Raw genomic sequence first — 13,625 nt, forward strand, 5'->3', positions numbered from 1 at the left:
GGGGCCAAGCCTTTTTGCCTTCTTTTGTGGCGTTTGACAAAAGAAGGTCGCCGGGGGGCGAAACGGGAAACATCAGCTAAACACCGATAAGCAACTTGAGCACTCAAAACAACCGAGCCAACACACAAACTTGCCAGTCCGGTATCAACCGAAACTCCGTCCCCCAAAAAGAAAACCCGCTCATGGGAGCGGGTTTCTCTCGTAGCAGGAAAGCCGACTTAAACCAGCTTTTCCAGCTCCGGCACAGCCTCGAACAGGTCAGCCACCAGGCCGTAGTCGGCGACCTGGAAGATCGGCGCCTCTTCGTCCTTGTTGATCGCGACGATCACCTTGGAGTCCTTCATACCGGCCAGGTGCTGGATGGCACCAGAAATACCGACGGCGATGTACAGTTGCGGTGCGACAATTTTGCCGGTCTGGCCGACCTGCATGTCGTTCGGTACGAAGCCGGCGTCCACGGCGGCACGGGAAGCCCCAACGGCAGCGCCGAGCTTGTCGGCCAGCGCGTAGAGGTGCTTGAAGTTGTCGCCATTGCCCATGCCACGGCCGCCGGAGACGACGATCTTGGCAGCGGTCAGTTCGGGGCGGTCGGACTTGGCTAGCTCTTCACCGACGAAGGCGGACTTGCCGGCATCGGCCGGGCCGGACACCGCTTCGACGGCAGCGGAACCACCTTCGGCAGCGGCCGCATCGAAGCCAGTGGTACGCACGGTGATCACCTTGACGGCAGCCGAGGACTGCACGGTGGCGATGGCGTTACCGGCATAGATCGGACGCTTGAAGGTGTCGGCGCTCTCGACGGCGACGATCTCGGAGATCTGGTCGACGTCCAGTTGTGCGGCCACGCGCGGCAGGTAGTTCTTGCCGTTGGTGGTGGCGGCAGCCAGGATGTGGCTGTAGTTCTTGCCCAGCTCGGCGATCAGCGGTGCGACGTTTTCCGGCAGTTGATGCGCGTAGGCGACGTCGTCAGCCAGCAGTACCTTGGCCACACCTGCAACCTTGGCAGCGGCTTCGGCAGCGGCAGAAGCGTTGCTGCCGGCAACCAGCACGTGGATGTCGCCGCCGATCTTCTGCGCGGCAGTGACGACGTTGAGGGTGGCGGGCGCCAGAGCGGCGTTGCTGTGTTCAGCGATAACCAGGATAGCCATTTAGATTACCTTCGCCTCGTTCTTCAGTTTCTCGACCAGTTCAGCCACGGACTTGACCTTGACACCAGCGCTGCGAGCAGCCGGCGCTTCGACTTTCAGGGTCTTGACGGTGGACGCGGTGGAAACGCCCAGGGCGTCCGGGGTAACGGTTTCCAGCGGCTTCTTCTTGGCCTTCATGATGTTCGGCAGCGACGCATAGCGCGGCTCGTTCAGGCGCAGGTCGGTGGTGACGATGGCCGGCAGGTTGAGGGCCACGGTCTGCAGACCGCCATCGATCTCGCGAGTGACGTTGACCTTGTCACCAGCCACTTCCACCTTGGAGGCGAAGGTGCCCTGAGCGTAGCCGCTCAGTGCGGCCAGCATCTGGCCGGTCTGGTTGTTGTCACTGTCGATGGCCTGCTTGCCGAGGATCACCAGTTGCGGTTGCTCCTTGTCGACCACGGCCTTGAGCAGCTTGGCCACGGCCAGGGAATTCAGCTCGTCGGCGGACTCCACCAGGATGGCGCGGTCGGCGCCGAGCGCCAAGGCAGTACGCAGTTGTTCCTGAGCGGCAGTCGGGCCAATGGAGACGACGACGATCTCGCTCGCCACGCCCTTCTCCTTCAGGCGTACGGCTTCTTCCACGGCGATTTCGCAGAAGGGGTTCATGGACATCTTGACGTTGGCGAGGTCGACGCCGCTGTTGTCCGCCTTGACGCGAACCTTGACGTTGTAGTCGACCACTCGTTTGACAGCTACAAGAACCTTCATGGATTCCTCGTTACTCTCCGGTGAATAAGAATGTCGCCAAGGCGAACCTGGCCAGTGATGCAGATCGGCCAGAATCAGCCTTCAGCCCAGACGGCGAGCGCAAAACCGCCCGTATCTTGACCCCGCGACCTGACTCGGTCAATACGGCGAACTGGCCGGTCATCCGCGATGTAGTAGGATTCTAGCAGGCCTACAGAAAATTCAAACAAACGTTTGTATTGGCCCGCTGGGAGGGTGTAGATATAATGCCGCAGCACTCAGGGAGACGAGTTGCGCCCTCCAATATAAAACATCGAAGAGCCTTGAGTAGGAGATAGCCTGTGGAACGCGAATTTATGGAGTTCGACGTCGTCATCGTCGGCGCCGGCCCGTCTGGCCTTTCCGCCGCCTGCCGACTGAAACAGAAAGCCGCCGAAGCGGGCCAGGAGATCAGCGTCTGCGTGGTCGAAAAAGGCTCCGAAGTCGGCGCTCACATCCTCTCTGGCGCGGTCTTCGAGCCTCGCGCCCTGAACGAATTGTTCCCTGACTGGAAAGAACTGGGCGCCCCGCTCAACACCCCGGTCAAGGGTGATGACATCTACCTGCTCAAGGACGCCGAAAGCGCCGTCAAGCTGCCCGGCTTCTTCGTGCCCAAGACCATGCACAACGAGGGCAACTATATCATCTCCCTCGGCAATCTGTGCCGCTGGCTGGCCCAGCAGGCGGAGAACCTGGGCGTGGAAATCTACCCCGGCTTCGCCGCTCAGGAAGCCCTGATCGACGACAACGGCGTGGTGCGCGGCATCGTCACTGGCGACCTGGGCGTCGACCGCGAAGGCAACCCCAAGGAAGGCTACTACACCCCTGGCATGGAGCTGCGCGCCAAGTACACCCTGTTCGCCGAAGGCTGCCGTGGCCATATCGGCAAGCAACTGATCAAGCAGTACAAGCTCGACAGTGAAGCCGACGCCCAGCACTACGGCATCGGCATCAAGGAAATCTGGGACATCGACCCGGCCAAGCACCAGCAGGGTCTGGTGGTACACACCGCCGGCTGGCCGCTGGACATCATGGGCAAGGAAAACACCGGCGGCTCCTTCCTCTATCACCTGGAGAACAACCAGGTGGTGGTCGGCCTGATCGTCGACCTGTCCTACGCTAACCCGCACCTGTCGCCCTTCGACGAGTTCCAGCGCTACAAGCACCACCCGGTGGTCAAGCAGTACCTGGAAGGCGGCAAGCGTGTCGCCTACGGCGCTCGCGCCATCTGCAAGGGCGGCCTGAACTCGCTGCCGAAGATGGTCTTCCCCGGTGGCGCGCTGGTCGGCTGCGACCTCGGCACCCTGAACTTCGCCAAGATCAAGGGCAGCCACACCGCCATGAAGTCCGGCATGCTGGCTGCCGATGCCATCGCCGAAGCCCTGGCCGCCGGCCGTGAGGGCGGCGACGAGCTGACCAATTACGTCGAGGGCTTCAAGGCCAGCTGGCTGTACGACGAACTGTTCCGTAGCCGCAACTTCGGCGCGGCCATCCACAAGTATGGCACCCTGATCGGCGGCGGCATCAACTGGCTGGATCAGAACGTCTTCGGTGGCAAGGCGCCCTTCACCCTGCATGACAACAAGCCGGATTATGCCTGCCTCAAGCCGGCAGCCGAGTGCGCCAAGATCGACTACCCCAAGCCGGACGGCAAACTGAGCTTCGACAAACTGAGTTCGGTGTTCCTTTCCAACACCAACCATGAAGAAGAGCAGCCCTGCCACCTCAAGCTCACCGACCCGAGCATCCCGATCGAGAAGAACCTGCCGCTGTACGACGAACCGGCGCAGCGCTACTGCCCCGCCGGCGTATACGAGGTGGTGACGCAGGAAGACGGCGAGAAGAAGTTCCAGATCAACGCGCAGAACTGCGTGCACTGCAAGACCTGCGACATCAAGGATCCGGCGCAGAACATCACCTGGGTGGCACCGGAAGGCACCGGCGGGCCGAATTACCCCAACATGTAATATCGTCACGCTCGACCCACGATGCCCCTGAAGGAAACTTCAGGGGCATCGGCGTTTATGGGCATCGGCTTAGCTCGGCGCAGCATCCGCCTATTCAAAGCACCACGTTCAGACATTGCCCGGCGTGATAGAGGGAGAAACCCGCTTCGTAGAGGCAGCTCCTCACCTGCGGCATCGAGACCACCTGCATGGGCTCGAAAGGCAGCGGCAGTGACTCGGGATCATCGTGCAGCAGGAAATCCGCCAGCGCCTGGCCGATCACCGTGCCAGTGGTATTCCCCCGACCATTGTAGCCAGCCACCGCGACCAGGCCGGCAGCAGGTTGGAACAGGTGCATCAGGTGATCCGGGGTGAAATCGATGCAGCCGGTCCAGTGCATCTGCCACTGCACAGGGCCCAGCTCAGGGAAATAGTGCTGCTGAATGCGCTCGGCCCAGCGCCGCACGAACCAGTCGGGCTTGTCGCTCGCCTTGCCCAGGCTGCCCAGTAACAAACGACCTTCGGCATCACGGCGAATGCTGCTGAGTACCGTGCGGGTGTCCCAGGAGCCCTGGCCGTACTTGAGGATGGCGTCAGCCGCCGCGCCACTCAGAGGCACTGACGCCACCTGGTAGTAATAACCGCGAAAGAAACTGCGGCGCTGCTCGGTCCACTCGCCTTCGGTGTAGGCGCCGGTGGAAATCACCACCTGCCCGGCACTTACCTCGCCAGCTGCGCTGCGTACCAGCCAATCGCCGCCCTGGCGCTGGAGCTGGCTGACAGGCGTCTGCTGCAACAGTACACCTCCCAGGCGCTGCACGGCCTGCGCCAGGCCAAGGGTGTACGCCATGGGGTTGATGGTGCCAGCACGGCGGTCGAGCAGCGCAGCCGTGACCTTGTCGGTACCGCAATGGTCGACACAGGCCGCGCCGGTCAGCAACTCGACATCGGCACCACGGCGCCGCCACTGCGCCTCACGGGCGCGCAGGTCGACCAGGCCGGCCTCATTATGTGCCATGTGCAAAGAGCCATGATTGAGAGCCTGACAGTCGATGGCGTAGCGACGAATCTGCTCGAATACCTTGCCTGGCGCTTGCCCCAACGCCTGGTTGAGACGCTCACCGCGCGCCTTACCCAGTCTCGCCTCGACATCGTCAGGCTTGATCCAGGTACCGGCATTGACCAGACCGACATTGCGCCCGGAACCACCATGCCCCACCTCATGCGCTTCCAGCACGCAGACCGAGCGCCCTTGCTCCAGCAGGCGCAGCGCCGCGCTGAGCCCGGTGATACCAGCACCGATCACACAGACGTCGACCTTGACGCTGCCGTGCAGAGCAGCGGCTTCGATACGCCTGGGTGTGGTCTTTTCCCATAGGCAGCCCTGTTGAAAACTCTTCATCTCATCCATTTGCTCAGCATCCACGCCAGTTGCCGCAGTCATAGGTGTTGCCCTCGCATGCCAGGGGCTGGCTCAACGTTGCGAAGCAGGCGCTGCATAGCGTTCGATAGCAGCGGAGCGCTTGTCTGACTGCACCTCGAGCCTGGGCATGAACTTGCCGGTAGCGGCCCAGATCAGCCCGAACACGGGCGATAACCAGCAGGCGAAAGCGACGGGCGCATAGAGCACGGTAGGCACCCCGAGCGACGCGGAAACGAAAGCACCGCCCATGTTCCAAGGGATCAGCGGTGAACAGAGCGTGCCGCAATCCTCGATGCTGCGTGACAGCACGGTCGGCTTGTAGCCCATGGCCGTGTACTTGTCCTTGAGCAACTGCCCCGGTAATACCAAGGAGGTGTAGACATCGCCCACCAGGGTGCCAACGCCCAGCACGCTGGTGTGGCTGCTCAGCACCAGCAGGAAGCGCCCCCTGATCACCTGATCGAGCTTCTTGCGGATGGCATCAAGAGTACCCTGGGCCTCCAGGGCACCGACGAAGGCCAAGGCGATCAAGGTCAGGGTGATCACCCAGGTCATCGACATGATGCCGCCCTTGGACAGCAACTTGTCCACCGAGGTAACGCCGGTCTGGCTGACGAAACCGTTCTGCAGCACGTTGATCAAGTCCTTGGGGGCGATACCCTGATAGAACACCGCGATGCCAGCGGCCAGCACCACCCCGGCGAACATCACCGGCAGCGCCGGCGCCTTGCGCATGGCCAGCACGATCACCACCAAAGGCGGCAGGAGGGTCAGCAGGCTGATCTTGTAGTGCTGCTCGACGCCCGCACGCATGGCTTCTATACCACCGTCATGCACCAGGTTGCCGGCATAGCTGGAGCCGATCCAGGCGTACAGCGACAACGCGATCAGCATGGCCGGCACGGTGGTCGGCAGCATGCCCTTGATATGACTCCATAGATCGGTGCCACAGACCGCCGGAGCCAGGTTGGTGGTTTCCGACAGCGGCGACATCTTGTCACCGAAGAAGGCACCGGAAACGATGGCCCCACCGGTCAGATAGGCGGGAATCCCCAGGCCTTCGCCCACCCCCATCAACGCCAGCCCCACGGTGCCGACGGTGCCCCAGGAGGTGCCGGTCATCAGCGAGATCAGCGAACAGAGCAGGCAGGTCACCACCAGGAAGCCGCCGCCCGAGAGATAGCTGAAACCGTAATAGAGCAAGGTCGGCACGGTGCCGGAAGCGATCCAGGAGCCGATCAGCATGCCAATGCACATGAGGATGAAGATGGCCGGAATACCGATCTGCACCACCTTGAACATCGAGGCTTCGATGCTGAACCAGGGGGTGCCCCGGCCTACGGCGAACAGGCCACACACCAGCACGCCAAAGGCAAGCGGTACGTGGGGAGTGAAATCTCCGAAGATGAAGAACTGAACCATCAACAGGATGGCGGTAATCACCAGGGGAGCCACTGCCACAGCAAAGGACGGTGCCTCCCTTGTCGCTTTATGAGCGTCCAAGGTCAAACTCCTTCGTGTGGTTCTGGCAGTTCTCGAAAAAGCGCTGTTGCACGCATGGCGAGCCTCTCTTGTTGTTATTGCTCTGCAGTGGCGCACCCTGCCACGCAGGAAGCGGGCAGCAACGGCCACGATCAAACTCAGTAGTGATGAACTCTCCGTGTGCGCTGCACGAAACCAGGTGCCAGGCAGGACTGCCCGGCACGCGCAGCGTGAGATCAGTCGAAGACGATCCCTTGAGCCAATGGCAGCTCACGGGAATAGTTGATGGTATTGGTCTGCCGGCGCATGTAGGCCTTCCAGGAGTCGGAGCCGGACTCGCGCCCTCCTCCGGTTTCCTTCTCGCCCCCAAACGCCCCGCCGATTTCCGCACCGCTGGTGCCGATATTGACGTTGGCGATGCCGCAGTCGCTGCCAGAGGCGCTCTGGAAACGCTCGGCCTCACGCACATCGGTGGTAAAGATGCAGGACGACAGCCCCTGTGGCACTTCGTTGTTCAACTGCAGGGCCTGCTCGAAGTCGTCGTAACTCAGCACGTAGAGAATCGGCGCGAAGGTTTCGTGACGCACCACATCGCTTTGCGCCGGCATCTCGACGATGGCCGGAGCGACGTAATAGGCGTCGGGGAACTGCTCCTGCAGACGACGCTCGCCCCCGAAGACCTCGCCCCCCTCGTCACGCGCACGGACCAGGGCATCCTGCATGGCGTCGAAGGCTTGCTTGTCGATCAGCGGGCCGACCAGATTGCCGGCACGCGGGTCGCCAATGCGCACCTTGGCGTAGGCGGCCTTGAGCCGGGCGAGCACCTCATCCTTGACCGAGCGCTGCACGATCAGACGGCGCAGCGTGGTGCAACGCTGGCCGGCCGTCCCCACTGCCGAGAACAGAATGCCCCGCACGGCCAGATCGAGATCGGCGCTGGGCGTGAGGATCATGGCGTTGTTACCGCCCAGCTCGAGAATGCTGCGCGCAAAGCGCGCCGCCACCCGTGGGCCGACTTCGCGGCCCATGCGGGTACTGCCGGTGGCGCTGACCAAAGGCACGCGCGGGTCATCCACCAGTGCCTCACCGGCCTTGGCATCACCGACTATCACCTGGCTGAGGTTCTCCGGCGCCGCGCCGAAACGCGCCAGTGCCTTGGCGAACAGGGCCTGGCAGGCCAGTGCGGTCAGTGGCGTTTTTTCCGAGGGTTTCCAGATCACCGAGTTACCGCACACCAACGCCAGCGAGGTATTCCACGCCCACACCGCCACCGGGAAATTGAAGGCGCTGATCACCCCGACCACCCCCAGCGGATGCCAGGTTTCACGCATATGGTGGCCTGGGCGCTCGGAGGCGATGGTCAGACCATAAAGCTGGCGCGACAGCCCCATGGCGAAGTCGCAGATATCGATCATCTCCTGTACTTCACCGAGGCCTTCCTGGGTGATCTTGCCGGCCTCGACCGACACCAGCTCGCCAAGCTGGGTCTTGTATTCACGCAGCACCTCGCCGAACAGACGCACCAGCTCGCCACGCCGTGGCGCAGGCACATCGCGCCAGCTCAGGTAGGCCTGGTGTGCTGCCGCAACCTTGGCCGGCACCTGCGCGGCGCTTTCCAGACTGAGCGCGGCAATCTGGCTGCCGTCGATGGGGCTATGCACGGCATGAGCGCCGCCTTGGTATGCATGGGGCTCGACCCCGAGGGCCTTGAGCAGCTCGCCAACCATGTTGTTCTCCTACATCTGCTGAGCACTGTGTTCATTGAGGGAAATCAGCATCGAGCCGATTCTTGCAAGCCAACAAACGACCTTTACGCACGACATCATTCCCCAGCAGAATGAACTCGCCCTTTCCCGCTCGCGAGATCAGCATGCCCAAGCGTCTGCTTCCCACCATGACCGCCCTGCAGTGCTTCGAGGCCGCAGCCCGCCACCTGAGCTTCACCCGTGCCGGCGAAGAGCTGTTCCTGACCCAGAGCGCGGTGAGCAAGCAGGTCGCTCAGCTCGAGGAGATGCTCCAGCACCTGCTGTTCCACCGCGTGCGTCGGCGCCTGCAACTGACTCCGGCAGGCGAGCTGTACCTGGCCGAGGTCAACAAGATCCTGACCCAGGTCGACATCTCCAGCCGCTACATACTCTCTTATGGCGGCGAAACCGAAGTGCTACGGGTGGCCACCCAGCCCACCTTCGGCGCGCGCTGGCTGATCTCCAACCTCAAGGGTTTCTCCAAACGCCACCCCAACATCCACCTCGATATCAGAAGCGAACTGGAGCCCTTCGATCTGGTGCAGGCCAAGGCGGACGTGGCCTTCTTCTACGGCCAGGGCTCCTGGCCAGGCGCCACCTGCGTCCAACTGTTCGGCGAGGACGTGGTGCCGGTGTGCTCGCCGGAGGTGCTGCGCGAGCGTTCGTTGCGTCATGCCGCCGAGCTGGCCGATTTCGTTCTGCTGCAATGCACTTCACGCCCGGAAGCCTGGCATGAATGGTTCGAGGAGCAAGGCATCGACACCGAGCACAGTTACCACGGGCCGCGTTTCGACACCTTCTACATGTGCATCCGCGCGGCCCGGGCCGGCTGCGGCATCGCCCTGGTGCCACGTTTTCTGGTCGAGGATGAGCTGCAGGACGGCAAGTTGCTGGTTCCCTGGACCCATCACAGGCCCAGCGAAGGCTCCCACTACATGGCCTATGCCGAGCAATCGATCGACATTCCCAAGGTCAGGTGCTTCGTGGAGTGGATCCTGGAAAAAGCCCGGGATCAGCAGGCCATTCGAGCAGTTCCTGAATCCCAGGAATGACCCGTTAATTTTTTTTCGTTTGTGCAGCCTTCGCGTTCCTCGTTCTCATAGAAGAAAACGCCCTCCCAGAGGAACGCCACAATGCCAATCCCCGCCTCCGTGCCAGCCGAGGGCCAAGCATGAGCCTGTCGCCCATCAGCACCTCGCTGTCCATCGTCCACCCGATCACCCTGAGCCACGGTCGCAATGCCGAGGTCTGGGACACCGAGGGCAAGCGCTACATCGATTTCGTCGGCGGTATCGGCGTGCTCAACCTGGGGCACTGCCACCCCGGCGTGGTCGCGGCCATTACCCAGCAGGCCCAGCATCTGACCCACTCGGCCTTCAACGCCGTTCCTCATCACGGCTATCGCCAGTTGATGGACACCCTGGCGAGGTTCATTCCGCTCAGCTACCCGCTGTCTGGCATGCTCACCAACAGCGGTGCAGAAGCGGCGGAAAACGCGCTGAAGATGGTTCGCGCAGCCACCGGACGCAGCGTGGTGATCGCCTTCGACGGTGGCTTTCATGGCCGCACCCTGGCCACGCTCAACCTCAATGGCAAAGTCGCCCCCTACAAACAGCGTGTCGGCGTGTTGCCTGGCTCGGTCTACCACCTGCCCTACCCCAGCGCCGACACCGGCATCAGTGTCGAGCAGGGCCTGCAAGCCCTGGAGCGACTGTTCAGCGTCGAAATCGACGTCAACGAAGTGGCCTGCATCATCTTCGAGCCAGTACAGGGCGAAGGTGGCTTCCTGGCCATGGATCCTGCGTTCGCTCAGCGCCTGCGCAGCCTGTGCGATGCCAATGGCATCCTGCTGATCGCCGACGAAATCCAGTCGGGCTTCGGTCGTACCGGCCAGCGCTTCGCCTTCACCCGTCTGGGCATCGAGCCAGACCTGCTGCTGCTCGGCAAGAGCATCGCCGGCGGCCTGCCCCTGGGCGCCGTGGTCGGACGCAAGGAATTGCTCGACAGTCTGCCCAAGGGCGGCCTCGGTGGCACCTACTCGGGCAACCCACTGGCCTGCGCCGCCGCACTGGCCAGCCTGGAGGCGATGAGTGACGAAAACCTGGCCACCTGGGGTGAGGCTCAGGCCCAGGCCATCGAACGCCGCTACGCCAGTTGGCGCGAGCGGGCGCTCAGCCCCTGCCTGGGGCGCTTGACCGGCACCGGCGCGATGCGCGGCATCGAACTGCTGACGGCAGACGGCGAGCCAGGCAGCGCACAGCTCGCCGCCCTACTCGCAGACGCCCGCCACAAGGGCCTGTTGCTGATGCCCAGCGGCAGGAATCGGCATATCATCCGCTTGCTCGCCCCCTTGACTATCGAACCGGCCTTGCTCGAACAGGGTCTGGATATCCTAGAAAACTGTCTGACCACCCTCCGCTAGCGAAGTCTTCTTGCGCCTCGATATGCGGTGTTGTGTGCGGTGTCGCTTGCGCCGTTCCGACCCAACGGCAAGCCTCGGCGCTTTCGAGAAAACGACGCGGCGCAACACTGCCCTGCTCAGCGAACTGAGCGGCCATGGCGCCCCCTGGTAGAGGGCGATATAGCTCCCGAGCACCTGCTACTCCTGCCGCAGCCAGGCAACTCGCGTAGGCGCACTGTCGCTGCAATACCCCATCCAGGCGCTGAAACGCCATCAGCAACGGCCATGAGCAGCGCCGTCCGCTCTGGGTTGCAGTGCCGGTCAGGCTGGACTCATTCCGCAGGAGAATGAAGTGCTGAGAAGATGTCGTTTGTACCGCGCCGCCGCGCTACGCAGAATCGACTGCATGTCCAGGCGTCAACACCACCGCGCATTCCAGGAGATTGCTTGCCCATGAGCCAGCCAGCGTTCATCGACCCATCCACGATTCGCGCGCAGTTCTCTCGTGCCATGTCCGCCATGTACAAGGCGGAGGTTCCGCTCTACGGCGATCTTTTGAAGCTGGTCGAACAGGTCAATCGGCAGGTGCTGCAGGAGCGCCCCGACCTGGCCGAGCAACTCAGGCGCAGCGCCGAGCTGGAGCGACTGCAGATGGAGCGCCACGGCGCCATTCGCGTTGGCACGGCCAGCGAACTGGCCACCATCGCTCGCCTGTTCGCCGTCATGGGCATGCAGCCAGTGGGCTACTACGACCTCAGCCCGGCTGGCGTACCCGTACACTCCACGGCCTTCCGTGCGGTACAGGAGGACGCCCTGCGGCGCAGCCCGTTCCGCGTATTCACTTCACTGCTGCGCCTGGAGCTGATCGACAACCCCGAACTGCGCGAACTGGCTGCCAGCCTGCTGGCCAAGCGCAATATCTTCACTCCCCGGGCACTCGAACTGATCGAACAGCATGAGCGCGACGGCGGCCTGAACGCAGCGGACGCCCAGGAGTTCGTGGCCCAGGCTCTGGAGACCTTCCGCTGGCACACCCAGGCTACCGTCAGTGCCGCCGAGTATGATCGACTGCATGCCCAGCACCGCCTGATCGCCGACGTGGTCGCCTTCAAAGGGCCGCATATCAATCACCTGACTCCACGCACCCTGGACATCGACCGGATCCAGGCCGGCATGCCCAGCCACGGCATCACGCCGAAAGCCGTGATCGAAGGGCCACCACGCCGCCAATGCCCGATCCTGCTACGCCAGACCAGCTTCAAGGCGCTCCGGGAAAAGGTCGCTTTTACCGACCCACAAGGCGCCGATGGCAGCCATACCGCGCGCTTCGGCGAAATCGAGCAACGTGGCGCGGCCCTGACCCCGAAAGGTCGTGCACTCTACGACCAGTTGCTCAATGCAGCCCGCGCCGAGCTCGGCGAGACGCCCAGCGAAGATAACGCCGCGCGCTATGCCGAGACGCTGGGCAAGCACTTCCGCGACTTCCCCGACGATTACCCGCAGATGCGTGCCGAAGGCCTGGCCTACTTCCGCTACAGCGTCACCGAGCTGGGCCTTGCCGCGCGCACCGACGGCGAGCGTCCGCGTACGCTGGAGGCGCTGATCGCCGCCGGCCATGTCCGCTTCGATCCTTTGATCTACGAGGATTTTCTGCCCGTCAGCGCCGCTGGCATCTTCCAGTCCAACCTCGGCGACGACGCGCGAGCCAGCTATACCATCAGCTCCAGCCAGGCAGACTTCCAGGCCGCCCTCGGCGCCCAGATACTCGACGAACTGCAGCTCTACGCCGCCACTCAGCAGCGCTCGCTGGACGAGTGCCATGCCCGGCTCGGGCTCTGAGCCATTCGCCATCGGGTGCCCGGCAGTCGTGCTTCGACAACCGGGCACGAAACTCTTATGACAGGGCACCTTGAACAGCAGCGCGCAGACGCCGCTCAATCCTGATAGATCATCTTGCGGCTCATGCCGCCGTCGATGACGAATTCCTGCCCGGTGACGAAAGCGGCCGCATCGGACAGCAGCCAGGCCACTTGCGCCGCGACATCCTCCACGGTGCCGACACGGCCAACCGGATGCTGCGCGTGGTCGAACACCGAGAGCGGCTCGCGGCGCTGCTGCGCAGGATCACGCGCATCGATCCAACCCGGGCTGACGCAATTGACCCGCACCTCCGGGCCCAGACTGATGGCCAGCGCATGGGTCAGCGCCAGCAGACCGCCCTTGCTCGCCGCATAGGCCTCACAATTGGCCTCGGACTGGCTGGCACGGGTCGAAGTGATATTGACGATGGCGCCGCGATGGCCACGCAGATAAGGCGCACAGTGCTTGGCCAGGAGCATGGCGCCGGTCAGGTTCACCGCCAGCATGCGGTTCCAGCGCTTGAGGTCGAGCGATTCCAGCGGCGGCGTATGGGGATCGGCGATGGCCGCGTTGCACACCAGGGCATCGAGGCGACCGAACTGGCCGAGCACTTCGGCGACGGCGACACTGACCTGGTCTTCCTTGGCCACGTCCATGGCCACGAACCAGGCATTGGCGCCCAGCGCTCGTGCCACCTTGGAGCCGCGTTCGCGGTCGACGTCGGCCAGTACCACCTGCCAGCCTTCGCAGATCAGCCAGGCGGCGATACCCAGGCCGATACCGCGAGCCGCGCCGGTTACCAGCACGACTCGCCCGGTATTGGACGCAGCCTCAGTGCCCCACTCGAACATG

General features: G+C 63.2%; 10 protein-coding genes. 4 read left to right on the forward strand and 6 right to left on the reverse strand.

Annotation, left to right across the window (positions count from 1 at the left end):
• Window positions 1–218 precede the first annotated feature (218 nt).
• Both ACSVIK_RS22675 and ACSVIK_RS22680 read right to left on the reverse strand, forming a co-directional pair.
• Window positions 219–1,148, reverse strand: a complete 930-nt coding sequence (locus ACSVIK_RS22675) for an electron transfer flavoprotein subunit alpha/FixB family protein (protein ID WP_442446414.1) — start codon at window positions 1,146–1,148, stop codon at window positions 219–221.
• The gene (locus tag ACSVIK_RS22680) at window positions 1,149–1,898 is read right to left on the reverse strand and encodes an electron transfer flavoprotein subunit beta/FixA family protein (RefSeq protein ID WP_442446415.1); all 750 of its coding nucleotides are present in this window, start codon (window positions 1,896–1,898) and stop codon (window positions 1,149–1,151) included.
• A gap of 320 nt (window positions 1,899–2,218) precedes the next feature.
• Between ACSVIK_RS22680 and ACSVIK_RS22685 the strand changes: the two genes are divergently transcribed.
• Window positions 2,219–3,883, forward strand: coding sequence for an electron transfer flavoprotein-ubiquinone oxidoreductase (locus tag ACSVIK_RS22685; protein WP_442446416.1), 1,665 nt, complete (start codon window positions 2,219–2,221; stop codon window positions 3,881–3,883).
• A 94-nt stretch (window positions 3,884–3,977) separates the two neighbouring features.
• Here the strand turns inward: ACSVIK_RS22685 and amaA are convergent, their stop codons facing one another.
• The 3 genes from amaA to amaB form a co-directional block, all read right to left on the reverse strand.
• Window positions 3,978–5,264: an L-pipecolate oxidase gene (gene amaA, locus ACSVIK_RS22690; protein ID WP_442446441.1), complete on the reverse strand. Its 1,287-nt coding sequence runs from the start codon at window positions 5,262–5,264 to the stop codon at window positions 3,978–3,980.
• 72 nt (window positions 5,265–5,336) lie between these two features.
• On the reverse strand, window positions 5,337–6,788 hold the full coding sequence (nhaC, locus tag ACSVIK_RS22695; protein ID WP_442446417.1) for a Na+/H+ antiporter NhaC: 1,452 nt from the start codon (window positions 6,786–6,788) through the stop codon (window positions 5,337–5,339).
• A 215-nt stretch (window positions 6,789–7,003) separates the two neighbouring features.
• Complete coding sequence (gene amaB / locus ACSVIK_RS22700) at window positions 7,004–8,494, reverse strand: L-piperidine-6-carboxylate dehydrogenase (protein ID WP_442446418.1); 1,491 nt, start codon at window positions 8,492–8,494, stop codon at window positions 7,004–7,006.
• Window positions 8,495–8,637: 143 nt separating this feature from the next.
• Here amaB and gcvA point away from each other — a divergent pair, with 143 nt between their 5' ends.
• The 3 genes from gcvA to hglS all read left to right on the forward strand — a co-directional run bounded on the left by gcvA (window position 8,638) and on the right by hglS (window position 12,752).
• On the forward strand, window positions 8,638–9,564 hold the full coding sequence (gcvA, locus tag ACSVIK_RS22705) for a transcriptional regulator GcvA (RefSeq protein ID WP_442446419.1): 927 nt from the start codon (window positions 8,638–8,640) through the stop codon (window positions 9,562–9,564).
• A 119-nt stretch (window positions 9,565–9,683) separates the two neighbouring features.
• Window positions 9,684–10,934: a 2-aminoadipate transaminase gene (locus ACSVIK_RS22710; protein ID WP_442446420.1), complete on the forward strand. Its 1,251-nt coding sequence runs from the start codon at window positions 9,684–9,686 to the stop codon at window positions 10,932–10,934.
• 432 nt (window positions 10,935–11,366) lie between these two features.
• The gene (gene hglS / locus ACSVIK_RS22715; protein WP_442446421.1) at window positions 11,367–12,752 is read left to right on the forward strand and encodes a 2-oxoadipate dioxygenase/decarboxylase HglS; all 1,386 of its coding nucleotides are present in this window, start codon (window positions 11,367–11,369) and stop codon (window positions 12,750–12,752) included.
• 95 nt (window positions 12,753–12,847) lie between these two features.
• On the opposite strand, the gene ACSVIK_RS22720 is transcribed toward hglS, so the two are convergent.
• Window positions 12,848–13,624: an SDR family oxidoreductase gene (locus ACSVIK_RS22720; protein ID WP_442446422.1), complete on the reverse strand. Its 777-nt coding sequence runs from the start codon at window positions 13,622–13,624 to the stop codon at window positions 12,848–12,850.
• Window position 13,625: the final 1 nt, after the last annotated feature.

Origin of the sequence: Pseudomonas sp. NCHU5216 (genome assembly GCF_052156495.1) — a bacterium.
Classification (GTDB): Bacteria; Pseudomonadota; Gammaproteobacteria; order Pseudomonadales; family Pseudomonadaceae; genus Aquipseudomonas.